Genomic DNA, 25,634 nt, shown 5'->3' with positions numbered 1-25,634 from the left:
TACTCTGTGATGTGGCCCACCCGGGCCGCACCCACTCAGCCGGCCCACGCCGCCTTCCGATGCCACTCGAAAGAACCAGTGCCATCGGAACCCTGGGCCTGTTCTGCAACGATGGAGAAAGGGGGAGCCATGGCGTCTGGTGGATTTAGTTTCAAGGCCTACTCACTGTTCGACACGCTCGTCTGGATAGCCTGCCTGAACGTTTTGTGGATCATCTTCACGGTCTTGGGTGGCGTTGTTTTCGGATTCGGTCCCAGTACTGCTGCAGCGCAGCTGCTGGTACGGGACAAGGTACGGGGCGGTGCCGCACCACTGGTGCGGCGCTTCGCCAGGGAGTACGCCAGGAATTTCGGTAAGGGTAATGCCTTGGGGCTGCCCTTGGCGGCAGTCGGGGTGGCCCTGACGCTCAACTGGGACTACTTTTCGGCAGGATGGGACCTTGGCTCGCAGATCGCATCGGCGGGGTTGTTCATGATGGCGCTGTTCGGGGCGGGGGTAGCTTGCTACCTCTTCCCGATGTTTGCCCGCTACCACCTTTCCCTGCCCCAGTACTTCCTGATGTCGTCCCGCTTCGCCATGCGCCATCTGGCCGGAACCGTAATCCTCGTATTCGTCACGGCAGCCGCCCTGTTCGTATGCCGTTCCGTTCCAGGGCTGATTCCGTTCTTCGGGATCGGAGCGTGGCTGTATGTCATGGGTTGGCTATGCGACCGCTTCTTCACCGCCAACGATGAAGCCATGGCGGGTGCCCTGTCAGCAGATGCGGCCGCGGGGACACCCGCGGCCGGGGCAACGGCAGCTGTTGTGACGAGGGGAGCCGGCATTGCCTGACATCAACCCGGTGCGGCCCGGACCAGGCGGGAACCAGGTCCTCCACCGCCCCCTGGATGTCCAGGGGCATGCGGAGCTTGTTCGGAACGCCTCTGGCGAGAGCACTAATGAAACGTATCAAGGCATGAACGGCGAGCACCTGTGGACCATCAAAAGGTTTCCGGGAGCGTCGTCGGACCATAACAACCCCGAAGAAGTGGAGCAGTAGGAAAATGATCCGTAGAAAACACACGCTGGCCGCCGCCGTCGTCGTATCCGCTGCCTTGGCGCTGACCGCCTGCGGTGGCGAAGCGCCGGCGTCGGACCTTTCATCCGTCAAGATCATGGCACCGTTCCTGGAGGCGCAACCGCCAACAGCCGACGGCGCCGTCCAGAAAAAGCTCGAGGAGCTCACGGGCAAGGACGTCAACATCACGTGGACGCCCAACGCATCCTACGAAGACAAGATGAACATCACGCTGGCGTCCTCCGACATCCCGCATGTGCTGGTGGTCCAAGGCAAGACGCCCGGCTTTGTGAAGAACGCCGAAGCCGGTGCATTCTGGGACCTGACAGACAAACTCAAGGACTACCCGAACCTCAAAACCACCTTCCCGGAGGTCCAGCAAAACGCCAGCGTCAACGGCAAGGTCTACGGCGTCTACCGCGGCCGCAACCCGATCCGTGCTGCCGTGATGTTCCGCCAGGACTGGCTGGACAAACTCGGCCTCAAGGCACCAGAAACCACAGAGGACCTCTACAAAGTAGCCAAGGCGTTCACCGAGCAGGACCCGGACGGCAACGGCCAGAACGACACCTACGGAATCACCATCCCCAAGTGGGGCGGGCTGGGCACCAACAGCCCCTACGACCTCATCGAAACCTGGTACGGCGCCGGAAACCGTTGGGCCGAACGCGACGGAAAACTCGTTCCCAGCTTTGAAACCGAGGAATTCCTTGAGGCCAACCGCTTCATCAAGAAAATGGTGGATGAAAAGCTGATCAACCCCGATTTCGCCACCTTCGACAGCACCAAGTGGAACGAGCCGTTCTTCAACGGCAAGGGTGGAATCATCATCGACGTCGATTCCCGGGCGAGCGTGCTGATCAACCTGTTCAAGCAGGCCAACCCCAACGACTTCCAAAACAAGGTGGGCTTCGTGGGCAGCCTCAAGGGTCCCGACGGCGAACTGCACGCCCACCCCACCGATGGCTACTCCGGTTTCCTGGCCATCCCCAAGTCCAGCGTCAAAACCGAGGCAGACCTGAAGAACGTCCTGACCTTCCTGGACAAGCTGAACAGCAAAGAAGCAGCCGTCCTGATCAACAACGGGATCGAGGGCGTGAACTTCAACGTCGTGGACGGCCTGGCCGCCACCATCAAGCCTGAAACTCCTGAGGGCAAGGCCGTCAATACCGACATCAAGAGCTTCGCCCAGCTCGGAACCAACGTCACCGGCAACAACTTCTACCCCGTCAAGCAGGCCTCCGAGTACGAGCAGAAGGTCTTCGATGACCGTGTTGCCGTCATGGCCAAGGACCTCAAGAGCGCCGTCTACAACCCGGCAGCGGCGTTCGTGTCGCCCACCTATGTTGCCAAGGGTGCCCAACTGGACAACATCGTGGCCGATGCCCGGATCAAGTACTTGGCAGGCCAGACCGACGAACAGGGCCTGAAGGACGCCATCAAGCTGTGGAACACCAGCGGCGGTGACAAGGTCAAGGAAGAAATCAACAAGCTGTGGCAGGACAACAAGAAGTGACCGCGCCGGTTGTTGAAGCCAAGGCCCCGGAGCGGGTGGCCGCCAAGCCGCCCGCCCCGCGGCGGCGTGGGTTCGCCGTCCACGTTGCGCACTACAAGTGGCTGTATCTGCTGCTTCTGCCCGGAGTCCTCTACTTTGCGGTCTTCCGGTACGGGCCCATGTACGGCGTGTCCATTGCGTTCAAGGACTACGTTCCCTTCCTGGGCGTCAACGGCAGCCCGTGGGTTGGTGTCACCAACTTCACTGACTTCTTCGCGAACCCCGATTTCCCGCGGCTGCTTGGAAACACCCTGATCCTTGCGTTCCTGAACCTGGGGATCGCGTTTCCCCTGACCATCATCCTGGCACTGCTGCTCAACGAGGTCCGACTGTCAGTGCTCAAGCGCACCGTCCAGACACTGGTGTACATCCCGCACTTCCTGTCGTGGACCATCGTGGCGTCCTTGAGCTTCCTGCTCTTTGCCCTGGACATCGGCCCGCTGTTCCAGTTCGTGAACGGGCTCTTGGGGACAAACGTGGATATCCTGTCCGATCCCAACTGGTTCCGGCCACTGATCGTGCTCCAGGAGATCTGGAAGAACACCGGCTGGGGAACCATCATCTTCCTGGCGGCGCTGGCCACAGTGGACCAGGACCAGTACGAGGCGGCCATCATTGACGGCGCAGGCAGGTTCCGGCGCGTCTGGCACATCACCCTGCCTGGCATCCGGTCCACCATCATCGTGATGCTGATCCTGGCCATCGGGCAGATGCTCAATACCGGCTTTGAGCAGATCTACCTCATGACCAACGCCCTCAACCGCAGCGTGGCCGACGTCTTCGATACCTACGTCTACTTCGTGGGCATCACCCAGGGCGCCTACAGCTACAGCACCGCCGTCGGACTCTTCAAATCCCTGGTAGGCATCGTGCTGATCTTTGGCACCAACTGGCTGTCCAAGCGGTTCAACCAGAGCGGACTGTTCTAAATGAAGATTCACAACACCCGCGGCGGCCGGGTTTTCGACGCCGCCAACTACGTTTTCCTCAGCCTGGTCGGCATCATCACGCTGCTGCCCTTCGTCTATGTGTTGGCCGGCTCCTTCGCCAACGAAGCCGAAATCACCCGGCGGGCGTTCTTCGTCTGGCCCGAACAGTTCACCCTCTCGGCTTACGAGTACATCTTCTCTACCCCGGCGTTCACCAAGGCACTGGTCACCACAGTGCTGGTAACACTGGTGGGTACCTTGATCCAGTTGATCCTGACCGTCACCATGGCCTACCCGCTGGCGAAGAAGAACCTGCGCGGCCGGAAGCTCATCATGTCCCTGGTGGTTTTCGCCATGGTGTTCTCCGGCGGCATGATTCCCACGTTCCTGCTGGTCAAGGACCTGGGCCTGCTGAACACCTACTGGGCCCTGATCCTGCCGGCGGCCATCAACCCGTTCAGCCTGATCATCATCAAGAACTTCTTCCAGGAACTCCCGGACGAGTTGGAAGAGTCGGCAAAGATGGACGGCGCCACGGAAATCGGGATCCTCTGGCGGATTCTGTTGCCGCTGTCCAAACCGGTGCTGGCCACGTTCGCCCTCTTCTACGCGGTGGGAATCTGGAACGACTTCATGTCTCCACTGCTCTACCTGAGCGACAACAACATGTGGACCCTGCAGATGTACCTCCGCCAGGTCACCGCAGCGTCCGACCTCCTGGGCACCGGCAACGTGGACCCGAGCTACATACCGCCCGAGCAAGGCATCAAGTTCGCCGTGATCGTGGTGGCCACCCTCCCCATCCTGATCTTCTACCCCTTCCTGCAGAAGCACTTCGCCAAGGGCATGCTGATCGGCTCGGTCAAGGGCTGAGGCGCATTGAAAGGTACAACCATGAAAATCCTCCTCGCGGGCGACTCCACCGTGGCCGCCTGCCCCAGTTACGAATACCCGATGAGCGGCTGGGGCGCCCACCTCGCCCCCGAAACCTACTGGTGGGGTGCCGTCCACAATTTCGCCAAGGGCGGCGCCACCACGGAGTCGTTCCGTGAGGAGGGGCTCTGGACCCAGCTGCTGAACCAGACCGTGGTGGGCGACGTGGTGCTCATCCAGTTCGGGCACAACGACCAGAAGCGTGAACACCTCGCGGCGCGGACGGGCTACTTAGAGAACCTTCGTCGCATGGTGGCCGAGGTCCGCTCCAAGGGTGGCGTGCCCATCCTGTGCACGTCGGTGGAGCGTCGGTACTTCCTCGCCGGCACCCTGCACGAGACGCTGGGTGAGTATCCCGACGTCGTGCGTGAACTCGGAAGCGAGCTGGGCCTGGACGTCATCGACCTCAACCAGTGGACCCGGACACTGTACGAAGAGCTTGGGGAGGAGAAGTCCAAGGAGCTGTTCTCCCACTTTGCCCCCGGCGAGCATGCGCACTGGGCCGGCGGCCTGGAGGACAACACGCACTTCCACCAGAAGGGGGCCACAATGATTGCCGGATACGTGGCGGGACAGCTGGAAACCCTCGGCTTTGTTGGGGCACGCGCTTGATCTACTCCAACCCCTTGCGGGGACCTGCTGACGTTCGCACCTGGATCGCGGAGGGTCCGGTCCAGTTCCAAACGTACGACGACGGCGGGCCGGCTTCCCGCGGCGACGGCACCAGCGCGCTGGTCCTCTCGGGCGCCCTTGACGCTGAAGTCCACGGCGACCACGCCCATTGGACCCTGTGGTGCCCGGAAGAAATCCCGGATTCCGTCCGGATCGCCTGGGAGTTCCGGCCGCTGGAGGAACCCGGCCTGGCCATGGTGTTTTTCGCGGCCAGGGGGCACGGCGGCGAGGACCTGTTCTCCACGACCCTTGCTCCGCGGACCGGCTATTACCCGCAATACCACTCGGGGGATATCGACGCCCTTCATGTCTCCTATTTCCGGCACAAGCACGCCTTGGAGCGAGCTTTTCGTACCTGCAATCTCCGCAAAAGTGCGGGGTTCGAACTCGTGGCCCAAGGCGCCGACCCCCTTCCTCCGGCCGAGGATGCCGACGGTTTCTACCAGCTGGAAGTGCTCAAGGACGGGCCACGTGTGGCCTTTTCGATCAATGGCCTGCCGTTGTTCGACTGGGTTGACCCCGGCCCGGAGCCGCTGGGCGGCGGCTACTTTGGGATCCGCCAGATGGCTCCGCTCAAAGCCGCGTACCGCAACCTCACCATCAGCCCAATCCAGCCGCTACGTCCTGTGACGGCGCGCACTAACCTATGACGTAGGATCTCCTCATGCCTCTTTTTGACCTGCCCCTCGAACAGCTTCGCGACTACGCCTCCACAGCTGTGGCGCCGGCTGACCTTGACGCTTTCTGGGACCGCACCATCACCGAAGCAAGGGCCCTGCCGCTGGACGCAGTGTTCGAGCCGGTGGACAACTACCTCACGGTGATCGACACCTTCGATGTCACCTTCTCCGGATTCGGGGGAGACCGCATCAAGGGTTGGCTCCACGTGCCGGCGGATCGTGAACCCGGCGCTCAGCTCCCGGTAGTGGTGGAGTACATCGGCTATTCAGGCGGCCGTGGACTGGTCAACCAGAACACGCGCTGGGCGCAGGCAGGCTACGCGCACTTCATCATGGACACCCGCGGCCAGGGCTACGGCGGTGTCTCCGGCGATACCCCGGATCCGCACCCCTCGGCGGGCGGGGTCAACTATGCCGGCCTCATGACCCGCGGCGCCGACCATCCGGACAACTACTACTTCCGACGGGTCTACGTGGACGCCTTCCGGGCGGTAGAAGCGGCGCAGAACCATCCCGCCGTCGACCCCTCCAAAGTGGTCCTGACCGGCGTGAGCCAAGGCGGCGGCATCACCGTCGCTACCGCCGGCCTTGTGGCCGGACGGCTCGACGGCGTTATTGCCGCGCTGCCCGACGTCCCGTTCCTGCAGGACTTCCCGCGTGCCATCGACATCACGCCGCGCGGGCCCTACCCCGAAATCGCCTCGTTCCTCGGCCGGCACAGGGACCGCTACGACGCCATGCTCGCAGTGCTGAACTACTTCGACGGCGTCCATCTGGGCCGCGCGGCCACCGTCCCGGCGCTCTTTTCCGCAGCGCAAATGGACGACATCTGCCCGCCCTCCACGGTGTTCGCGAGCTACAACAACTACGGTCTGGATGCTGGGGCGCCTGAGAAGGACGTCGAGGTTTACCGCTTCAACAACCACGAGGGCGGCCAGGAACACCACTGGGTCAGGCAGCTGCAGTACCTGCGCAAGCTGTTGTCATCATGACGGACACGATTTGCCGCGTGTGAAGAACCATGGTTATGGTGTGGCTATGACAAACCGTTGGTATGCGTATTTTTCGTTGGCTCTGGAGGGGCCCGCGTCTAACTGACACGCATCCAACTTTCCTTCAGAGCCAACAGGGCAGAGATCATTCTCTGCCCTTCGCCATATCCGGCGGGTTCTGAAAAGGGGCCCGCTCCGCATCCCGGACAGGACCCAGACATGACCAGCATCGCCGCAGAACCCACTGAATCGCTTTCAGCCCCCGACACCGCTGACGCCGCGCAGCCCTCAACCTCCAACTTGCGGGTAGCGCGCTTCGAGCCGCTGCCGGCTCCCCAGGACCTCATCGCTGAGTTGCCGCTGGACGCCCGCTCAGCTGCCGTCGTCGACCGTGGGCGTGACCAGGTCCGCGCCATTATGGACGGCGTGGATGATCGCCTGCTGGTCATTGTGGGTCCATGCTCCATCCATGATCCCAAGGCCGGGCTTGAATACGCCCGCCGTTTGGTCAGCCAGGCCGAGAAGCACAAGGAAGACCTGCTGATCGTCATGCGGACCTACTTCGAGAAGCCGCGCACCACGGTCGGCTGGAAGGGCCTCATCAACGATCCCCACCTGGACGGCAGCCACGACATCGCTGCAGGACTGCGCGCCGCCCGCGGCTTCCTCAAGCAGGTCACAGCCCTGGGCCTGCCGACGGCCACCGAATTCCTGGAGCCCATCAGCCCGCAGTACATGGCCGACCTCGTGTCCTGGGGCGCCATCGGTGCGCGCACCACCGAAAGCCAGATCCACCGCCAGTTGGCGTCCGGCCTGTCCATGCCCATTGGCTTCAAGAACGGGACCGACGGCGACCTCCAGGTAGCCATCGACGCGTGCGGTGCATCTGCCGCTGAGCAGGCTTTCCTGGGAATCGACGACGACGGCCGCGCGGCTTTGGTGGCTACGTCCGGTAACCCCGATACCCACGTGATCCTGCGCGGTGGACGCAAGGGCCCCAACTACTCTGCCGACGACGTCGCAGCGGCCTCGGCCAAGCTCGCCGCCAAGGGACTCAACCCGCGCCTCATCGTGGACGCTTCACACGCCAACAGCGGCAAGAGCCACCACCGGCAGGCTGAGGTTGCACTCGAAATCGGTGCGCAGCTGGAAACCGGGTCTTCGTCGCCTGTTGCGGGTGTGATGCTGGAGAGCTTCCTTGTCGGTGGGGCGCAGAACCTGGATACGGCCAAGCAGTTGGCCGGAGAGCAGGAACTCGTCTACGGCCAGAGTGTCACCGACGCCTGCATGGAGTGGGACGTTACTGCCTCGGTGTTGGAGCAGCTCGCAGCCTCGGCCCGGAAGCGCCGGGTGGCATCGGGGGAGTAGGGTCCCACTTTCCGGAAATGCTTTCACATTGGCCCCATCAGCCTCTAGAGTATCTAGCACATGGTTGTTGGATGGCTCAGCATCGGCACACCGTTCTACTGGGGGTGTCCTACTGTCTGAGAGCAAAGGAATATGGGAAATGTCCGCGGAGACTAACTTCTCGAATGCGCGTTTCATGACGGTGGCTGAAGTGGCCGACGTCTTGCGTGTTTCCAAAATGACCGTGTATCGCCTGGTTCACTCAGGCGAAATGCCCGCCGTCAGGTTCGGGCGTTCGTTCCGGGTTCCGGAAGAGGCCGTATCCCAGTACCTTAAGGGTGCTGTCGTGGACGGGCAATCCGAGACCGCCTGAGGCTGCCGCAGTCCGCCTCACGGACCGTGGTCACGGGGTGCCCCTTTGAAGCGGTACTCTGTTAAGGAACGTTTTACGTCAATGTAAGAATCTGTCAGTTGTACTGTCTGCTTCCGCGGATCCGTTCCAACAGACAGGACCTTCTAGTTTGTAAGGAACTTTCGTGGGTTCAGTTATTAAGAAGCGCCGCAAGCGTATGGCCAAGAAGAAGCACCGCAAGCTGCTTCGCAAGACCCGCCACCAGCGCCGCAATAAGAAGTAGAGATACTTCATCAAGCGTGAATGCCCGTTGCCTTTCGAGGTGGCGGGCATTTTTGCACCCCCGACGCTCTCTCACGTCCCGCCTGTTTCCTGCGGACGCTCTCTCACGTCCCGCCTGTTTCCCCTAGACGCTCGCTCACGCGTGGGGCCGCGCGAAGCCCGCCTGGACCGATGGGTCTACCCAGCCGTTTCTTAGAGCCCTTTTGATCTGACGGGTGGCATTAGCGAAGTTGTCCGCGAGGTCCGACTTCCCGAAGATAAGCACCGTCCACCCCGCTGCCTCGAATGCCTTGTCCCTTCGCCGATCACTGAGGATCTGTTCCTGCCCAAGGTGATGACCGCCGTCGTACTGGATAGCGACCCGACGCTCGCGGTAGCCGAGGTCGGCTGACGGCGAGAAAGGATCGTTGACGTATAGGCGCACCTGGAGTTCCGGGTCGGGAAGCCCAGCATCGAACATAGCCAGGCGGAGCGCAGTCTCCGGCGCCGAGTCGGCACCGACCCGCATCAGGTCCAGTGCTTCCCTCGCACGGACAACGCCCTGCAGGTTCTTGTGGCGATCCACCATGGTGCGTAGTTCGTGGATGGTCGTGAACGGCGCGTCCCTTTGCTCAAATTCGGGCCTGGGGATGCGAATGAGTTCGTCGCCAACACTGACCAGTTCATTCAGCGGAAGCATTCGGGCCAAGTCCAACCAGGTCCTGGAACGTGTACTGATCCACATGCCGTGATTGAGCTCTACTTCACCCTCCGAGACCACAACCGTGTGGCCGGTGACACCTTTTCGCCGCACCGCAGGCAGACTCCGCGGCTTGCTCAGATGCAGCTCATTGGAATCTGACAGCCAAGGTGGGAGTGAAAATCCGTGGATCTTGGCGGCAGTGACATGTGAGATCCAAGCGCCAGGGCTCGCAGCCGAGAGCGAGCGAGCAGCCGATTCCAGATCAAAGGCCCAGTCCTGCGGCCGGTATATGCCCTTGCTCACAGCCTCGATACTGACGCGTTTCCAGAGCTGTGGATGGGCGAGGCCGGCGGCCTTGGCCTCCGAAAGTGTAAACGGGGCGGATGCCAGCTTGGAGGGCACGGGTATGGGAATCTGCATACCGGCATTCTGACCCAGATCCCGCTGGAGCTGCAGAAGTTATCCACAGGGACGGGGACCACGTCCTGGGGATGTGAGCGTGGGTTGGCCTGAAGGGGGTGGGATGTGAGCGAGGGTTGGTTTGAAGGGGGTGGGATGTGAGCGAGGGTTGGTTTGAAGGGGGTGGGATGTGAGCGAGGATCAGATGCGGGGGCCGCGGAACCTGGAGAAGCCCCGCCACAAACCATAGATCGCGCCGCCCACCGTAGCTGCTTTGAGCCCGAGAGTGGCGGCACGTCGGCCCGAACGGAAGTCGTAGACGGGCCAATTGTTGTCGCGGGCGTGCCGACGCAGCTTCGCGTCGGGGTTGATGACGACGGGGTGCCCCACCATGGTCAGCAGCGGGATGTCGTTGGCAGAATCGCTGTAGGCCCAGCAGTGGTCCAGGTCCAAACCCTCGCGGTCGGCGACCAGCTGGACCGCGACTGCCTTAGCGGGCCCGTGCAGGATGTCGCCCACGAGCTTCCCCGTGTACATGCCGTCGTGTACTTCGCCGACAGTACCCAGCGCGCCCGTCAAGCCCAAGCGGGTTGAGATTACGGTGGCCACCTCGATCGGGGTTGCCGTTACCAGCCAGACTTTGCGGCCCACTCTGAGGTGCTGTTCAGCCAGAGCCTTGGTTCCCGGCCAGATCCGCGACTCGATCATCTCGTCGTAGACCTCTTCGCCCAAGGCTTTGATGTCATCAACAGTGATGCCTGCCGCAAGAGTGAGTGCGGAATCCCTTACCGCGTGAACGTCTTCCATGTTCTCGCCGCGCAGCACGAACTTGAACTGCTTCCAAGCAAAACCAGCCGCCTGCGGCAAGGTGAACGCCTTGCGTTCATACATCTTTCGGGCCACATGGAAGAGGCTGGCGCCCTTCATCAACGTGTTGTCGACGTCGAAGAAAGCAGCTTCGCCGGTGTGCTTCTGCGCTTTGGCAGCTGCGGCGACAGCGGCGTTCTTCTCCTCGGGCATGACTTGAGTCTAGTCAATCACTGGTACACCTCGCTGTTGGCGCACTGGCACGCGCTCCGGTGGGGTGGGATGTGAGTGAGGGTTGGGTTGAAGGGGGTGGGATGTGAGTGAGGGTTGGTGGGGAGGTTACCGTTATCCCATGGCTACTCCCGACGTCGTCCTCCTCACCAAAGCTGACTGCCACCTCTGCACGGAGGCGCGTGCCGCCGTCGAGCGTGTCACCGCAAGCCTCGGTCTGGAGTGGAAAGAACAGAGTATCGACGGCGATCCGCAGCTGCGGGAGCGCTTCGCGGAGGAGATTCCCGTGGTCCTTGTTGACGGTGTGCAGCGGGATTTTTGGAAGATCGACGAGGAACGGCTGACCCGCACCTTGAAGAAAGCCCTGGAGGGCTGAGGGTGCCGTTACCCGTAAGTAATCGCTTTGGTTGAGCCCGCCCGGGGGTCATAGAGTGGAACAACAAAGCGACGCAATGGAGAATACCGTGACTGCGCTGGAACCGTCCGCGGAAGCAACTTCCGAGGACAACGAACCTGCCGCCAAGCAGATCCCACCCGCGGCTGTGGCCCGGATGACTCTCTATTTGCGTGCGCTCAACTCTTTGCTGGCAGAAGGCGTGGAGCGGGTTTCGTCCGAAGCCCTCGCCGAAGCCTCCGGCGTGAGTTCTTCCACTCTCCGCAAAGACCTCTCCTACGTCGGCTCGTATGGCACCCGCGGCGTGGGCTACGAGGTCCAATACTTGAGCCGTCATATCGCCGCGGCCTTGGGCTTGACCCATGACTGGAAGGTCGCGATCGTCGGTGCCGGTAACCTCGGCAAGGCGTTGGCCCGGTACGGCGGCTTCGAGTCCAGGGGTTTCGACGTTGTCGCTATCTTTGACGCCGACCCCATGGTGATCGGCAACGAGGTGGGCTGGCTGCGGGTCAGCGACTCAGCCGAGTTGGAGCGGGTGCTGGAGCGTACGCACACGAACATGGTGGTGCTCGCGTTGCCGGCCACTGTGGCGCAGGCAGTCTGCGACCGCGTGATCGCCGCTGGAATCCGAAGCATCCTCAGTTTCGCTCCGGTGCTGCTGCAGGTCCCGCCGCACGTCAACCTCCGCAAGGTGGACATGGCCACGGAGCTTCAAATCCTGGCTTACCACGCACAACGGGCGCAGACACCGGGCCAGGCCGTTTAGCCTTCGCCGGGGCTACGCCCGTTGGGTTGCCTTATGACAGGCCCGCCGGTTTAGCGGCCGTACGGAGTCTGGTACGGGTTGCCGAACGGCTGGGGCTTCCGGAAATACGGAGCCGACGCCGGCAGGTACAGCATGACGATTGCTGCAACACCCAGCAGGATCACCACGAGCTGCAGCACGCCGTAGGTGGGGCCGAACTGGAAGAGGCTGGTCAGGCCGAGGACTGAGATGGCGGCGAATACGGTGCCCAGGATCCTTGCCCAGTTCTTGCCCTTGCGGACGTTGAAGCCCACCAGCGCGTAGAGGCCCAGGGAGATGATGGCGCCAACGATGGCGCTCACGGAGATGACGCCCCGCATACCCTCCATGGAGCCTGCGGGAAGGTCGGTGCCTTGCTGCGCAGCCTGCTGGTTCATGGCGTTGATGAAGGCGTCGGCACCGGTGGTGGCAAGGAGCAGCGAGCTGATGGCTGAGAGGACGCCGGCTGCGATGATCATCCAGAAGGCGTAGTTGACCATCGGCGGAACCGTAGTGGGGCCGGGCTGCTGGCTCGGCCAGTTGGTGTCCTGGCCATACTGGGGCGCGGACGGGGCTTGGCCGTACGGGGAGGCCTGCTGGCCATACTGGGGCGACTGCTGCCCGTACTGCGGCGCGGCGGGCGGCGACTGCTGACCGTACTGCGGCGCGGCGGGCGGGGACTGCTGCCCGTACTGCGGAGCCTGCTGCCCGTACTGCGGTGCAGAAGGCGGGGACTGCTGGCCGTACTGAGGTGCGGACGGCTGAGAGCCGGCCTGCTCAGGCTGGTTGGCGTCACCCGGGTTCGACGGCGGGTAGGGAGGGTTGCTCATGGCATTCCTTTGCTTGTTCGACTGCTGGTTCGGCCGCCGGGATCAGCAAAATGACCCTGCCCCCAGCGTGGTTCTGTTTCCACCGTACATCCCGGGTCTGACGCTATAGCCAAACACACGCAGGAATTCCATGGCTAGGGCGAAAATCATCATGTGGGCTTACGCCTTCATGATGAAGGCCGCGGGAATCCGGAGGGATTGCACCGCGGCCTTCACGTCGGTAGAGCCCGACGACGGAACTGGCGTGGACGCTAGACCTGGCCCTTGACTGCCTTGAACCAGAGCTGCGAGTTGGGCAGCCACATCAAGACGACGGCAACTGCGCTGACCAGGAAACCGAACCAGTTACCGCCCAGGCCCATGCCGGAACCTCCACCGTTGGCCGCCCCGAAGATGGCGAGCAACAGTGAAACGGCGGCCACGATGGTCAAGGCGAGCCGCGCCCACTCCTTGCCTTCCTTCATCTTCATGGCAAGGATTACTTGGGCGGCTGCAACGGCGAGGGCCAGCAGGAGCAGGACCAGGGCGATCGCGGCGAACGCCGGTGCAAAAGCGAAAGCTGCGATGACGGCGAAGAATCCGATGAGCCCAAACAATAGGCCCAGGAGTCCGGAGATCACCCAGATGAAGTAGGAAACCTTCAACTCCGTGGGAAGGCCCTGCGTCTTGAACATTCCCGAGAAGCCGCCCTGCGGCATGACGTCGTTGAAATTGCGTGGGCCGTCGGTGGGCATTTCGAAGTGGAACCCGGGCTGGGCGGCACCGGGCTGCGCCGGGCCAGGTTGGGACGCTCCGGGCTGGGAGTACTGCCCCGGTTGGGATGGGGGCTGGTAGCCCTGGGGTGGTTGGTAGGCCTGCGGTGGCTGGTAACCCGCAGGAGGAACATTGCCGGGCTGCGGAGGCTGTGAGCCGGGCTGCTGTGGCTGAGGTGCTTCGTCTGGGGTACTCATGGCATCACTTTAGACCGGTGGTTGAAGGATGCATAGGAAATTCGGAGCCAACTCGCAGCTAATCAGGGGGTATCTGCCGAATAATTGGCGGGTGATCTTCGAGACAGCCAAACGGCGCCCCCGCAGCGTGATGCTGAGGAGGCGCCGTCGTGGGGGTCCCGCTATGAATCCCGCCCTTGAGAGTCACACCCGGCGTTGTGCCGCGGGGGTTACGGACAAGGGAAGGATCCGCGCAGGGTACAGGCTGGACTTAGGCGGCAGCCGGTGCGATGAACGCGAGTTCCAGGTTGATGACTACCTTGTCGCTGACCAGGACGCCACCGGCTTCGAGGACTGCGTTCCAGGTGAGGCCGAATTCCTTGCGGCTGATGGTGGTTTCGCCGGAAACGCCTGCGCGGGTGTTGCCGAACGGATCGACGGCCACGCCGTTGAACTCGGTCTCGATGGAAACTTCCTTGGTCACGCCCTTGATTGTGAGATCGCCCACGAGGTCGAAGCTGTTTCCGTTGGCCTTGACGTGGCGGGAAACGAACGTGATTTCCGGGAACTTCTCGACATCGAAGAAGTCTTCGCCCTTGACGTGGCCATCGCGGTTGACGTCGCCGGAGTCGAAGCTGGCGGTCCGGATGGTTGCGGAGACCTTGGAGTCCGCCAGGGTTTCGCCAACTTCCAAGGTGGCCGCGGCGTCCTTGAACTGGCCGCGGACCTTGCTGATGCCTGCGTGGCGGACGGTGAAGCCGATTTCGCTATGCGAAGCGTCGAGGGTCCAGGTGCCGGTTGTAACGGAAGCGGGAAGGGTCATCATGGTGTTGCTCCTATGGGTAGTGGAAGGTACTGCGTGCTTGCCCGGCTGAACTCATTGCTTGAAGCGTCAACCGAGCTTCGTGTCTAGTATAAACATGCATATGCATCTTTTGTTCCAACTCCACGGAACATTTCTGTAAAACTTTGAGTTCTACTAGCGGTAGAAGATTTCGGATCGCCCCGCTTCTTTGAGAAACTGGTAAACATGCCCCAAGCAACTGTCCACCTCCTTCGCCATGGCGAGGTCCACAATCCCGACGGCGTCCTGTACGGTCGCCTGCCGGAATTCCACCTCTCCGAACGCGGTGGTGAGATGGCCCGCATGCTGGCCGAGCACTTCTCGGCGCAGGTTGCCCAAGGCGCCAAGATCGTACACTTGGCGGCCTCTCCGCTGACCCGGGCGCAGGAAACGGCGCTGCCCACGGCTGAGGCACTGGGACTTGAGATCCACACGGAACCCCGGATCATCGAGGCAGAGAACCACTTCCAGGGACTGCACCCCACCAAGAGCGAGTTCCTCAAGCCCAAGCACTGGTTCTACTTCCGTAATCCACTGCGGCCGTCCTGGGGTGAGCCGTACAAGGAGCAGGCTGCCCGTGTCCTGGCTGCAGTTGAGGATGCCCGCGTCAAGGCCATCGAGTTGGGCGGCGATGGCGCCGAGGCCATCCTGGTGAGCCACCAACTGCCCATCTGGTCCACCCGTTTGACGGCGGAAGGCCGCCGGCTGGCGCACGACCCCCGCAAGCGTGAATGCACCCTCACCTCCCTGACTTCCCTCACCCTGGACCAGGACGGCAAGATCGTCCGGGTCGAATACAGCGAGCCTGCCGCAGCGTTGCTCCCCGGCGCCGCAAGCACCCCCGGAGCCTAAGGACCATGGACAAGAATCTTTCACGCCGAGGAGTACTGACTGCAGGGGGTGTCCTGCTGGCTGGACTCACCATGGGCCTTTCAGCGTGCGCCCAAAAGGACTCCCTGGCCGAACAGGCCCGGAAGGGCGATAACAAGAACTATGTAGCCGGCGACGGCTCCGTGACCGAGTTCGCCAAGGCTGACCGCTCGGCTCCCGTGGCACTCAAAGGCACACTGTTCACCGGCGCGGAAGTAAAGCCCGAAGACCTGTTGGGCAAGGTCACGGTCCTGAACTTCTGGTTTGCCGCCTGCGCTCCCTGCCGCATCGAAGCTCCGCAGCTTGAAGCCCTGCACCAGGAATTCAAGGACCAGGGCGTCCAGTTCTTCGGCGTGAACCTGCGCGACGAGCAACCAACGGCCGAGGCATTCGACAAGACGTTTAACCTCACGTACCCGAGCTTCAACGACAAGGACGGGGCAGTGCTGCTCTCCGTGTCGGGAATCGTCCCACCAGGCGCGGTGCCCACAACCCTGGTCCTGGACAAGGAGGGCAAGGTTGCTTCCCGCGTGCTTGGCGAAATTGAAAAGAGCACCCTGAAGGCCCTCATCACCTCCGCAGTGGCCGAGTAGAACCGTGAACAGTCCCTTCGCCGAGACCATCCTCAACGGATCCCTGCTGCTGGCTGTGCCCGTGGCACTGCTCGCCGGGCTGGTCTCCTTCCTCTCGCCATGCGTGCTGCCCCTGGTGCCCGGGTACCTTGGCTACGTCACTGGACTGACCGGCGTCGACCTTGAAAAGCAGCGGCGTGGCCGCATGCTGGCCGGAATCGGCCTGTTCGTCCTTGGCTTCTCGGTGATTTTCGTCCTGCTCGGCGGTGCCTTCGGTCAGTTGGGTACCCTCCTGACCGGTCCGCAGAACGCCTGGATCACCCAGGTGCTTGGCCTTCTGGTGATTGTCATGGGCGTGGTGTTCATGGGCGGTTTCGGCTGGCTCCAGCGTGACGCGAAAATCCACGCCAAACCGCCGGCGGGCCTGTGGGGCGCACCTCTGCTGGGGCTCACGTTCGGCCTCGGCTGGGCACCCTGCATCGGTCCGACGTACTCCGCGGTACAGTTGCTGAGCCTGTCCGGCGGTTCGTCGGCGGCCAAGGGTGCACTCCTTGCCTTCATCTACAGCCTTGGCCTGGGCATTCCGTTCCTCCTGATCGCTTTGGCCGTTCGCCGCGGCATGGGCGTCATGTCCTTCTTCCGCAAGCACCGCCTGGCTATACAGCGGATCGGCGGAGGCATCCTGATTTTGCTCGGCATCCTGATGGCCACCGGAGTGTGGGGGACCTGGGTGACCGAGTTGCAGTACTGGTTCCAAAACGACGTGAAGTTGCCGATCTGATGAGTGAGTCCGTGAAAGCCAAGAAGAAGTCGCCTCCCGCTGACCGCGCCACCGCAGAAGGCACAGCAGGCGAAGGCAAACTCCAGCAGGCAAAGTCCGAGGCCGCGCTTCCCGCGCTTGGCTTCAGGGGCATGCTGCGTTGGGCCTGGACGCAACTCACCAGCATGCGGACGGCGCTTTTCCTGTTGCTCATGCTCGCGGTGGGGGCTGTTCCCGGGTCATTGTTCCCGCAACGGCCCGCCAACCCTGCCGTGGTCACCCAATACATCAAGGACAACCCGTCCTACGGCCAGTTCCTGGATGCGTTGCAGCTTTACGACGTGTACTCGTCTGCTTGGTTCTCTGCGATCTACATCCTGCTGTTCATCTCGCTGATCGGCTGTGTCACTCCGCGCGCGATCGCCCACTACAAGGCCATGAAGTCGCAGCCCCCGCGCACTCCCAAGCGCCTTTCCCGCCTGCCGGAGTACGGCACCCTCGCATTGCCCGCCGACGCCGGGATCCCGGCGTCGAAGGCCATCAACGATGCCGCTGGACTGCTCAAGAAACGCGGCTACCGCGTCGAGGTCAGGAACGCCGACGGCGACCTTCCGTCCTTGGGTGCCGAGCGCGGCTTCCTGAAGGAGGTGGGCAACCTGGTGTTCCACACGTCCCTGATCGGGGTGTTGGTGTCCGTGGCAATTGGCGGCCTCTTCGGCTACAGCGGCCAGCGCATCCTGGTGGAGGGCGATACGTTCGTGAACACCCTGGTGGGCTACGACCAATTCACGCCCGGCACGAACTTCCAGAGCAGTTCCCTGCAGCCTTACTCCATGCAGCTGGACAAGTTCAATGCAAAGTTCGACCGCGAATCACCGGGCAAGGCCGGCCAGCCCATCGACTACACCGCCGAAGTCACCACCAAGGAAACTCCTGATTCGCCGGCCAAGAAGGAAACCCTGAAGGTCAACGATCCCGTTTCCCTGGGCGGAACCAGCCTGTACCTCACGGGAAACGGCTACGCACCCATGGTGACCGTCCGTGACGGCCAGGGCAACGTGTCCTTCCAAGGCCCGGTCATCGCCAAGGTCCAGGGCGACAACTACTACTCCTCCGTGGTCATCAAGGTGCCGGACGCCAAGCCTGAACAGCTCGGATTCGTGGGCTTCTTCCTCCCCACGGCGTTGGTCACCAGTGATGGGATCTCCTTCAGCGGAGCCCCCGAACTGGTCAACCCGCAGCTGAGCCTCAACTCGTTCTACGGTGACCTTGGCCTGGACAAGGGCGTGCCCCAGAACGTGTTTGAACTGGACGTCGAGAAGCTCAAGCCGTTGAACAGCCGCAACCTCGCGGCAGGCGGCATCACCCTGACTCCCGGAGCAACCGTCAACCTGCCCGAAGGCAAGGGCAGCATCACGTTCGACGGCGTGAAAAAGTACATTGGCGTGGATATCCACCACAACCCCGGCCAGTTGTATGCCTTGATTTTCGGCCTCCTGGCAGTCGCAGGACTCATGACGTCCCTGTACGTCAACCGACGCCGCGTCTGGGTACGCACCGGAACCCACGCCGACGGCCGCACCATGGTGGAATACGGCCTCCTTGCCCGCGGTGAAGACCACAGGTTGGCCGGCGAGGCCGCGGCCCTCCGTGAACTCTTTGCCCGGGAATGGAACATCCCGGAAACGCCTCAGGCACCCCCCACAACAGCAGTCTCTTCCTCAACCTCGAAGGACCAGTAATGCCAGCCATCAACGAAACCCTGGGCCAGTACAGCGAACTGTTCATGCTGTTGGCCGCCGGCACGTACACCGTGGCGTTCATTGCCTTCGCTTGGGACCTGGCGAAAAGCAGCAAGACGTTCCAAGCCGTGGACCTCAAGGCGGCGGCCAGCTCGGCTGGCGAAAAGGTGACGGTCGCAGCTGGTCGCGTAGGTGCAGCCCTGGGCGGTGCCGACGCCGGTGGGCCGGCAGGCCGCGCCGAGCGGCCGACGTCGAGCCTCACCTTTGAGGGCGGAACCGCGGCAGGCGACATGAAGTACGCCGCTGAACGGCGCGTACCCGCGCGCATTGCCGTGGCGCTGACGGTCCTGGGTGTGCTGATCCACGCCGCTGGCGTTATCACCCGCGCACTGGGCGCCGGGCGGGTGCCGTGGGGCAACATGTACGAGTTCCTCACCACGGGTGCTTTCGTGGCTGTCGCCGTCTTCCTTGTTACATTGATCCGCCGCGACCTGCGGTTCCTGGGCACCTTCGTCCTTGGCCTGGCCATCATCATGCTGGTTGCCGCTTCCGTTTCATTCTGGACCCCGGTGGGCCACCTGGTTCCGGCCCTGCAGAGCTACTGGCTGATCATCCACGTCTCCATCGCGGTCCTGTCCTCGGCACTGTTCACCCTGACTTTCGCCATGTCCGTGCTGCAGTTGCTTCAGTCCTACAGGCAGAAGAACCTCGCGGCCGGTCGCAAGGACAACCTCTCGTTCATGCGGGTGGTGCCCAACGCGCTGAGCCTTGAGAACCTTTCCTACCGCATCAACGCCATTGCCTTCATCGGCTGGACCTTCACCTTGATGTTCGGTGCCATCTGGGCCGAGAAGGCCTGGGGCAGGTTCTGGGGCTGGGACCCGAAGGAAGTCTGGACGTTCGTGATCTGGGTTGTCTACGCAGGCTACTTGCACGCACGTGCCACCCGTGGCTGGACCGGAACCCGCGCGGCGTGGTTGTCGATCGTGGGTTACGCGTGTGTCATTATCAACTTCACGCTCGTCAACACTGTTTTCCAGGGCCTGCATTCCTACTCGGGACTTTAGGCCCATTTCCTGCCTGAGCAGGAATGATGCCCAGGATGGTCGGTGTCGGCCTCGAAATCAACAAATCGCTGTAGCAACTGAGCCTTTTGCACATGCTTAGCAGGTGCTAACTTGTTCAGGACCCGCTTGTGATGAAGACCGCAGCGCGGTGCCATGTGAACTTTCGAGGTAGCTATGAGCTATGTTCTCGCCATTGACGTCGGGACAAGTTTTACCGCAGCAGCACTGGCCAGGCCCCACCAGGGGCCGCTATCACCACCGGAAATCCTTCCCTTGGGATTGCACGGCAGCGCCGTGCCATCCGTACTTTACTACGCCGACGACGGCCGGGTTTTGGTGGGAGAACCCGCCGAGCGGCGGGGGCTGGACGACCCCCAGCGGATGGTCCGGGAGTTCAAACGCAGGATCGGGGATTCCGTCCCCCTTTCCGTAGGGGACAACTGGTTGGCACCCGAGGACGTCTACGCCTCCATGGCGCGGTGGGTGGTGGACCGCGCCGAAGAGCGGGAGGGAAGTTCGCCGTCGTCGATCGTCATGACGTACCCGGCGGCGTGGGGTGCGCACCGCACGTCAGTGGTGCAGGCCGCGTTGAACGTCGCGGGCCTCGAAGCGGTGACGTTGCTCAGCGAGCCTGAAGCGGCCGCACTGCCCTACGCCTCCCAGACGAGGGTGGAGGACGGAAGCGTCATCGCCGTGTACGACCTCGGTGGTGGCACTTTCGACACGGCCATCCTGCGCAAGGTGGGTGCGGGGAACTTCGAGCTCCTCGGGCGGCCGGATGGCATAGAAACCCTTGGCGGCGCCGATTTCGACGCCGCTGTCTTGCGTCACGTGATGGGCCACTTGGGCAACGCCGGAGAGGGTTTGGACCCCGCATCGCCGGAGACCTTGGCCGCTCTTTCGCGGTTGAGGCGGGAATGCCGCGAAGCCAAGGAAGCCCTCTCCATGGACAGCGAAGCGAGCGTTGCGGTGGCGCTCCCCGGGACACAGCAGTCGGTTAGGCTGGTCCGTTCCGAGTTCGAAGCAATGGTCGAGCAGCCTCTCCGCGAGACCGTGGACGCCCTGGAGCGCAGCCTGCGGAGCAACCGTCTTGAGCCTCAGGACCTGAGCGCTGTGCTGCTGATCGGAGGGTCCTCGCGTATTCCGCTCGTGGCCGAGTTGATTTCCGTTGAACTGGGCCGCCCGATAGCTGTTGACGCCGATCCGAAGTCGTCCATCTGCCGCGGCGCCGCGCTTGCCGGTCTCAGCCAGGTGGCAGACGCTGTGGCGGCCGATGCACCGGCTGCGACACCTACGGAACCGGAGGCCACGCGGCCGCGCGTCGTCGCCCGTGTCCCCGTTGCGGGCGTCGTGAAGGCGGCCCCTGGACGTCCCGGCAGGCACGCGCCCCGGCCCCGCGTCCGGATGGCTGCGGCCGCTGCTACCGCCGCGACAGCCCTGGCCATCGCCACCGCCACTGCTGCGCAGAGCCCGGACGGCAACGGACTGCTCGCATCAATGTTCGGGGCTCAAGCCGCTGACGTAATGCGCGACGGCGGTGCCCAGGATTCCGGAACACGTGACGGTGCGTCCGGTGGCGGCCCAGCCGCGGCCGCTCCGTTGACCGGGGCGCCGGCGACGGGACTTGAAGCCAGTGCACGAACAGGTGCCGGCCCGGCCGGGGCGGGAGCAGGGGCCGGAAGAAGCCCGGTGCAGCGGGCGACCGGGACAGGACGTGGTTCGGTAGCGAACGGACCCGCTGGAACCGGCTCCGGTACCCCGGCTGGGGCTCAGGGTCAGGCTGGAGCAGCCGCTGGTGGGACCACGGGCACGACGCCGGGCACTGGGACGGGCACGACGCCGGGAACGGGCACGACGCCGGGTTCGGGCACGACGCCTGGAACGGGCACGCCGCCGGGTTCGGGCACGCCCTCCACACCCACGGAACCCGGTGGCGCGGCGAGTGGCCCTACACCTCCGCCCGCAACGAACCCCGGGACCCCGCCACCGGCCACTGGTCCTGGCACCCCGCCACCGGCAACGGACCCCGGGACACCTGCATCGCCAACCGGTCCTGGCACACCTCCACCGGCCACCGACCCGGGGACCACCCCTCCACCGGCCACGGACCCTGTGACTCCGCCACCTGCGCCTGACCCTGCACCGCCGTCTCCCGAACCAACCGCGCCGCTGGGTGATCCGGCCCCGACGCAGGATCCCGCCCCGGTCACCGACCCGCCACCTGTCCCGCCGCCTGCCACCACGGATAAGGGCCCGAGCCTGGATACCGCGTCGACCTCGGTGGCTTAGGCATGACAGGACCAGACCATGCTTCCCAACCCACCACCAGCAAGGACGCAACTCCCGATCGGCCCGACGTGGTCCTTGCCGGACACAATGCGTTGCTCCGAGAGTTGCTCCTTGCGTTGTCAGTAGGCTTCACCCTGCCTGGGCCGCTGCCGGAGGACCTGGAGACCCGGGACGGGCTTGAAGACGCAGTGGCAGCCGGTAAGGAAGCCGGGCTGCTTTCTCCGGATGGAACCGTGGTGGGGACCGTCCAATACGCGCTGTTGAACAATGCGCCCAAGCCGCAACTCCGTGCACTGCAGCGGGAACTGGTAGGGAAGATCCTGCAGGAAGAGACGGGCCTGGGTGATGTTGCCCGTGAGCTCGCACGGAGCGGATTGCAGGACCCCCGTGTGGCGGAGGAGCTGGAACGCTGGGCGGACCTGGTGCTGGATGCTGATCCACAGTTGGCCGCCGATCTCTTCGCCGAAGCACTCCTTGCCGGAGCTCCGGAGCTTCCCACCGCCGCGCGGCGGGCCCAAGCCGCTGCAGCTATAGGCGACTTGGACGCTGCGGGAAGAATCGTGGACAGGCTTCTGGCCATGCCCGATGCCCCTGGGCTTCGCCTGGGTGCGGACGTTGCCGCTGCCGTGTGGGCGCACCGCGGCATGCTGGCCCGTGGCGCGGACACTTACAGGTGGGTTGGCCCTGACAGGATTGACGATTCCGCGCCGCTGGCAGCAGTGGCAATGATCGGCGCCGGTGATGCAACCGGCGCCGGGCAACTCCTCGGCGCCACACCGTTGGCGGGTTCGCCTACGCTCTTGGCGGTGGCGCTGACATTGACCCAGCAGGGGCTCAGGCACACCCTGGGGCGGGAACCACAGCGGGCGTTGCCGGAACTCATCCGGGCGTCAGACATGATGAACGCGGCTGGCGCATCGATTCCCCTGCCGGAGACCCCTGCGGCATTGGCGGCTCTCTGTGCGATCCACAGTGGGGAACCCGCGGTGGCGGACACGGTGCTCAGTGCTGCCATCGCCGCCGGCCAGGGCGGAGATGCTTGCAGGCCCAGGCTGTTCCTGCTTCAGGCGTGGTGCTCAATGCAACAGGACAACCCCGAAGAAGCACGCTTGGCCATCAATGAGGCCGTCAAGGCCAACCACTGGCCCTTGGCTCCACGGGATACCTTCCTGTTGGCGGCACTGGAGGTGGCCTTGGCGCGGCGCGGCAGCGAGGTGCACGAACTGGTGCTCGCCTGGGACAGGGCCCGCGAGGCCATGATGCACGTATCCGTGGACCTCTTCAGCCTGCTGCCCTGGGGAGAACTGGCCATAGCCGCAGCGAGGCTACGGGAGACGCGACGAATCTCGCCGTCCATGGACAGTGCGTGGGAGTTGTTGGGCCGCTTGGGAAATCCGCCATTGTGGTCGGTTCCGCTGCACTGGGCGGGGGTGCAGGCCGCATTGCTGGGCGAAAGCCCCGCTGAACTTGCTCCGCATGCTGCGGCATTGGTGCGCGCGTCCGAACACAGCCATCTGGCCTCTGTCCTAGCCGCTGGCGGAAAGGCCTGGGTTTCCGTACTCGCCAGCAGGTTCGAAGCGTCCGACGTCGAAACGGCGGCCCGTGGGCTGGCTGCGGTAGGCATGCCATGGGAAGGTGCGCGGTTGGCCGGCCACGCCGCCGCGCACGCCGATGAACGGCGCGACATGGTACGGCTGCTGGCGTGTGCCAGGGATATCCATCCGCAGGGGGCAACCACCACCGCGGGCACCACTGCAGGGTCTTCCGAGCGGGCCGAAGCTGCCGGGCGTCAGGACCCAGGCGCGCCGCTGCCGGATGCGGGAGAGGCCCCAGGCATACCTGACTCTTCAGGCCTGAGCGTCAGGGAACGGGAAGTGGGCCGACTGCTTCTGGAGGGCAAAACCTACCGCGAAATCGGCGAAGCCATCTACATCTCGCCCCGCACCGCAGAGCATCATGTAGCCCGGATGCGCCGCCGGCTGGGTGCCGAAAACCGTTCCGAACTGCTGGTCCGGCTCCGCCTGGCCTTGGGGGAGGGGTACCCACCTCCGTAGTCGGTCACCCCCTCCACCCCCTAACGGGAATGCACCGGATCCCCTAACGCCGGGGTGGCCGGTAGGGGGACCGCCCCCGATGCCCCGCCCCTGGCCCGGGCCATACGTTGAGTGGGAGCCCGGCAAAGGCGCCGGGCCATTTACCACCCACCACAGAATTTGAGGGAGCACTCCAATGCCTACACTCGCACAACAGCTCGTGCAGTTCCTGATGAGCCTGTTCAACGATCCTGACGCAGCCGAAGAGTTCGTACGTAACCCGGAAGCGGCCCTTTCCGCGGCCGGCCTGCGGCACGTCTCCTCGGCAGACGTCGACGCCGCACGGCCCGTGGTCCTGGACTACGCACCCATCAACGCCCGCTCCTCGTTCGACCGCGAATACAACACTGGCGGCAACCACGCTTCCACCGGCGGCTGGGAAGGCGGTGGCCAAGGCGGCGGTCGCCCCCACAATTCCGGTGGCGGCGACCATGAGCACGACGGCGGTGGGCATGGCGGTGCCGGCGGTGGTTGGGACGGCCATGATGGTGGTGACGACCATGAGCACGACGGCGGCGGGCATGGCGGTGCCGGTGGCGGTTGGGACGGCCATGATGGTGGCGACGACCATGAGCACGACGGCGGCGGGCATGGCGGTGCCGGTGGTGGCGACTATGATGATCACGCCCACGCCGTCCAGCAGCTGATCCATGTGGTGAACAACTACTCGTACACCACCACCATCGACGACCGCGACACCATCACCGACCAGTCGGTCAACCAGAACATCTGGGCCGATGGCGACGTCACGCAGTTCTTCAACCAGGATGCCGTGACTGCTTCGGGGGATGGGGCCATCGCGGCCGGCGGAGACGTGAGGGATTCCGGAAACACGACAACCACCACGACGACGACCCACACCGATGACCACTCCACGGACAACTCGGTCAACATCACGGAGTCGGGCGACGGCGATGTTGAGGTGGGCAACACGGACATCGATGTCAGGGACTCTTTCAACGACGACCACTCGGTAACGAAGGATTCCTACAACACCGACACGGATGTCGACGTCGATATCAAGGACTCCTTCAACGAGGAGACCGACAACTCGGTCCACAACACCACGAACAACGTCTCGGACTCGTTCAACGACAATTCGCAGGACAACTCCGTGGATGTTGATGCGGACATCGATGTTGACATCGCGGACTCCTTCAACACGGACAACTCGTCCACGACGACGACCAACACAACCACGAACACGGATAACTCGAACAACTCCGTCAACGTGGCGGACTCCTTCAACTCCACCGACGTGGACGTTGAGGACGTCCAGGTGATCAATGACTCGGTGGTGGCGCAGGACAACGAGTTGACCTACACGGAGGACAACTCCACCACAGTGGGCGATGTGGACGTGGACTACACCAACGTCGAGGACAACACGGTCATCGCCGACAACGACCTCGATGTCGAGTACAACGACATCGACGACTCGATCGTCGTCGCCAAGAACGACGTGGACATCGACCAGTAACCAGTGCACCAAACGGCGCAGCGAAATGCTGCACCGCGAAGTCCCCAGGCAGTGCCCGGCAG

Annotated in this window: 26 protein-coding genes; 21 read left to right on the top strand and 5 right to left on the bottom strand. The window is 63.4% G+C overall.

Annotation, left to right across the window (positions count from 1 at the left end; all coding sequences use genetic code 11):
- The first annotated feature begins 129 nt into the window (after nucleotides 1–129).
- The 11 genes from NEK97_RS16615 to NEK97_RS16565 all read left to right on the top strand — a co-directional run bounded on the left by NEK97_RS16615 (nucleotide 130) and on the right by NEK97_RS16565 (nucleotide 8,800).
- The gene (locus NEK97_RS16615; RefSeq protein WP_257370894.1) at nucleotides 130–831 is read left to right on the top strand and encodes a YesL family protein; all 702 of its coding nucleotides are present in this window, start codon (nucleotides 130–132) and stop codon (nucleotides 829–831) included.
- Nucleotides 824–1,039: a hypothetical protein gene (locus NEK97_RS16610; protein ID WP_257370893.1), complete on the top strand. Its 216-nt coding sequence runs from the start codon at nucleotides 824–826 to the stop codon at nucleotides 1,037–1,039. Before NEK97_RS16615 ends, NEK97_RS16610 begins: the two co-directional genes overlap by 8 nt.
- A 4-nt stretch (nucleotides 1,040–1,043) precedes the next feature.
- Nucleotides 1,044–2,573: an extracellular solute-binding protein gene (locus NEK97_RS16605; protein WP_257370892.1), complete on the top strand. Its 1,530-nt coding sequence runs from the start codon at nucleotides 1,044–1,046 to the stop codon at nucleotides 2,571–2,573.
- On the top strand, nucleotides 2,552–3,541 hold the full coding sequence (locus NEK97_RS16600) for an ABC transporter permease subunit (protein ID WP_257370891.1): 990 nt from the start codon (nucleotides 2,552–2,554) through the stop codon (nucleotides 3,539–3,541). Before NEK97_RS16605 ends, NEK97_RS16600 begins: the two co-directional genes overlap by 22 nt.
- Nucleotides 3,542–4,414: a carbohydrate ABC transporter permease gene (locus NEK97_RS16595; protein ID WP_257370890.1), complete on the top strand. Its 873-nt coding sequence runs from the start codon at nucleotides 3,542–3,544 to the stop codon at nucleotides 4,412–4,414.
- Between the two features lie 21 nt (nucleotides 4,415–4,435).
- Nucleotides 4,436–5,086, top strand: coding sequence for a rhamnogalacturonan acetylesterase (locus tag NEK97_RS16590; RefSeq protein ID WP_257370889.1), 651 nt, complete (start codon nucleotides 4,436–4,438; stop codon nucleotides 5,084–5,086).
- A complete protein-coding gene (locus NEK97_RS16585) occupies nucleotides 5,083–5,796 on the top strand; it encodes a YesU family protein (protein WP_257370888.1) in 714 nt (237 codons plus the stop codon). The genes NEK97_RS16590 and NEK97_RS16585 overlap by 4 nt, the downstream gene beginning before the upstream one ends.
- A gap of 14 nt (nucleotides 5,797–5,810) precedes the next feature.
- Nucleotides 5,811–6,818, top strand: coding sequence for an acetylxylan esterase (locus NEK97_RS16580; protein WP_257370887.1), 1,008 nt, complete (start codon nucleotides 5,811–5,813; stop codon nucleotides 6,816–6,818).
- A 219-nt stretch (nucleotides 6,819–7,037) separates the two neighbouring features.
- Entirely contained in the window at nucleotides 7,038–8,186 is a 1,149-nt protein-coding gene (locus NEK97_RS16575) for a 3-deoxy-7-phosphoheptulonate synthase (RefSeq protein ID WP_257370886.1), read from the top strand.
- A gap of 139 nt (nucleotides 8,187–8,325) precedes the next feature.
- A complete protein-coding gene (locus NEK97_RS16570; RefSeq protein ID WP_211713427.1) occupies nucleotides 8,326–8,538 on the top strand; it encodes a helix-turn-helix domain-containing protein in 213 nt (70 codons plus the stop codon).
- A gap of 163 nt (nucleotides 8,539–8,701) precedes the next feature.
- Entirely contained in the window at nucleotides 8,702–8,800 is a 99-nt protein-coding gene (locus NEK97_RS16565; RefSeq protein ID WP_003792170.1) for a 30S ribosomal protein bS22, read from the top strand.
- 135 nt (nucleotides 8,801–8,935) lie between these two features.
- Here NEK97_RS16565 and NEK97_RS16560 read toward each other — a convergent pair whose 3' ends face one another.
- Both NEK97_RS16560 and NEK97_RS16555 read right to left on the bottom strand, forming a co-directional pair.
- Nucleotides 8,936–9,901, bottom strand: a complete 966-nt coding sequence (locus NEK97_RS16560; RefSeq protein WP_257370874.1) for an endonuclease domain-containing protein — start codon at nucleotides 9,899–9,901, stop codon at nucleotides 8,936–8,938.
- Between the two features lie 180 nt (nucleotides 9,902–10,081).
- On the bottom strand, nucleotides 10,082–10,900 hold the full coding sequence (locus tag NEK97_RS16555) for an HAD family phosphatase (protein WP_257370873.1): 819 nt from the start codon (nucleotides 10,898–10,900) through the stop codon (nucleotides 10,082–10,084).
- A gap of 139 nt (nucleotides 10,901–11,039) precedes the next feature.
- Between NEK97_RS16555 and NEK97_RS16550 the strand changes: the two genes are divergently transcribed.
- On the top strand, nucleotides 11,040–11,294 hold the full coding sequence (locus tag NEK97_RS16550) for a glutaredoxin family protein (protein WP_257370872.1): 255 nt from the start codon (nucleotides 11,040–11,042) through the stop codon (nucleotides 11,292–11,294).
- 76 nt (nucleotides 11,295–11,370) lie between these two features.
- Nucleotides 11,371–12,078 carry a redox-sensing transcriptional repressor Rex gene (locus tag NEK97_RS16545; protein WP_235517356.1) on the top strand — a complete coding sequence of 236 codons (708 nt, stop codon included), beginning with the start codon at nucleotides 11,371–11,373 and terminating at the stop codon, nucleotides 12,076–12,078.
- A gap of 50 nt (nucleotides 12,079–12,128) precedes the next feature.
- Here NEK97_RS16545 and NEK97_RS16540 read toward each other — a convergent pair whose 3' ends face one another.
- The 3 genes from NEK97_RS16540 to NEK97_RS16530 form a co-directional block, all read right to left on the bottom strand.
- Nucleotides 12,129–12,926 (bottom strand): hypothetical protein, encoded by a 798-nt coding sequence (locus NEK97_RS16540; protein WP_257370871.1) that lies wholly within the window; start codon nucleotides 12,924–12,926, stop codon nucleotides 12,129–12,131.
- A 251-nt stretch (nucleotides 12,927–13,177) separates the two neighbouring features.
- Nucleotides 13,178–13,876: a hypothetical protein gene (locus NEK97_RS16535; RefSeq protein ID WP_257370963.1), complete on the bottom strand. Its 699-nt coding sequence runs from the start codon at nucleotides 13,874–13,876 to the stop codon at nucleotides 13,178–13,180.
- A 250-nt stretch (nucleotides 13,877–14,126) separates the two neighbouring features.
- Nucleotides 14,127–14,678 (bottom strand): YceI family protein, encoded by a 552-nt coding sequence (locus tag NEK97_RS16530; protein WP_257370958.1) that lies wholly within the window; start codon nucleotides 14,676–14,678, stop codon nucleotides 14,127–14,129.
- A gap of 207 nt (nucleotides 14,679–14,885) precedes the next feature.
- Between NEK97_RS16530 and NEK97_RS16525 the strand changes: the two genes are divergently transcribed.
- The 8 genes from NEK97_RS16525 (at nucleotide 14,886) to NEK97_RS16490 (ending at nucleotide 25,572) form a co-directional block, all read left to right on the top strand.
- Nucleotides 14,886–15,551: a histidine phosphatase family protein gene (locus tag NEK97_RS16525; protein ID WP_257370870.1), complete on the top strand. Its 666-nt coding sequence runs from the start codon at nucleotides 14,886–14,888 to the stop codon at nucleotides 15,549–15,551.
- A gap of 5 nt (nucleotides 15,552–15,556) precedes the next feature.
- On the top strand, nucleotides 15,557–16,162 hold the full coding sequence (locus NEK97_RS16520) for a TlpA disulfide reductase family protein (RefSeq protein ID WP_235517352.1): 606 nt from the start codon (nucleotides 15,557–15,559) through the stop codon (nucleotides 16,160–16,162).
- Between the two features lie 4 nt (nucleotides 16,163–16,166).
- Nucleotides 16,167–16,922 (top strand): cytochrome c biogenesis CcdA family protein, encoded by a 756-nt coding sequence (locus NEK97_RS16515; RefSeq protein WP_257370869.1) that lies wholly within the window; start codon nucleotides 16,167–16,169, stop codon nucleotides 16,920–16,922.
- Nucleotides 16,922–18,643 carry a cytochrome c biogenesis protein ResB gene (locus NEK97_RS16510; RefSeq protein WP_257370868.1) on the top strand — a complete coding sequence of 574 codons (1,722 nt, stop codon included), beginning with the start codon at nucleotides 16,922–16,924 and terminating at the stop codon, nucleotides 18,641–18,643. The genes NEK97_RS16515 and NEK97_RS16510 overlap by 1 nt, the downstream gene beginning before the upstream one ends.
- On the top strand, nucleotides 18,643–19,710 hold the full coding sequence (ccsB, locus tag NEK97_RS16505) for a c-type cytochrome biogenesis protein CcsB (RefSeq protein WP_235517350.1): 1,068 nt from the start codon (nucleotides 18,643–18,645) through the stop codon (nucleotides 19,708–19,710). The genes NEK97_RS16510 and ccsB overlap by 1 nt, the downstream gene beginning before the upstream one ends.
- A gap of 174 nt (nucleotides 19,711–19,884) precedes the next feature.
- Nucleotides 19,885–21,999 carry an Hsp70 family protein gene (locus NEK97_RS16500; protein WP_257370867.1) on the top strand — a complete coding sequence of 705 codons (2,115 nt, stop codon included), beginning with the start codon at nucleotides 19,885–19,887 and terminating at the stop codon, nucleotides 21,997–21,999.
- Nucleotides 22,000–22,001: 2 nt separating this feature from the next.
- Complete coding sequence (locus NEK97_RS16495) at nucleotides 22,002–24,053, top strand: helix-turn-helix transcriptional regulator (protein ID WP_257370866.1); 2,052 nt, start codon at nucleotides 22,002–22,004, stop codon at nucleotides 24,051–24,053.
- A gap of 175 nt (nucleotides 24,054–24,228) precedes the next feature.
- Nucleotides 24,229–25,572: an IniB N-terminal domain-containing protein gene (locus tag NEK97_RS16490; protein ID WP_257370865.1), complete on the top strand. Its 1,344-nt coding sequence runs from the start codon at nucleotides 24,229–24,231 to the stop codon at nucleotides 25,570–25,572.
- Nucleotides 25,573–25,634: the final 62 nt, after the last annotated feature.

It is taken from the genome of Paenarthrobacter sp. UW852 (assembly GCF_024608385.1).
In the GTDB taxonomy this organism is placed as follows: domain Bacteria; phylum Actinomycetota; class Actinomycetes; order Actinomycetales; family Micrococcaceae; genus Arthrobacter.
Note: the sequence above shows the minus strand (reverse complement) of the source record. Positions and strands in the feature narration are given on the sequence as shown.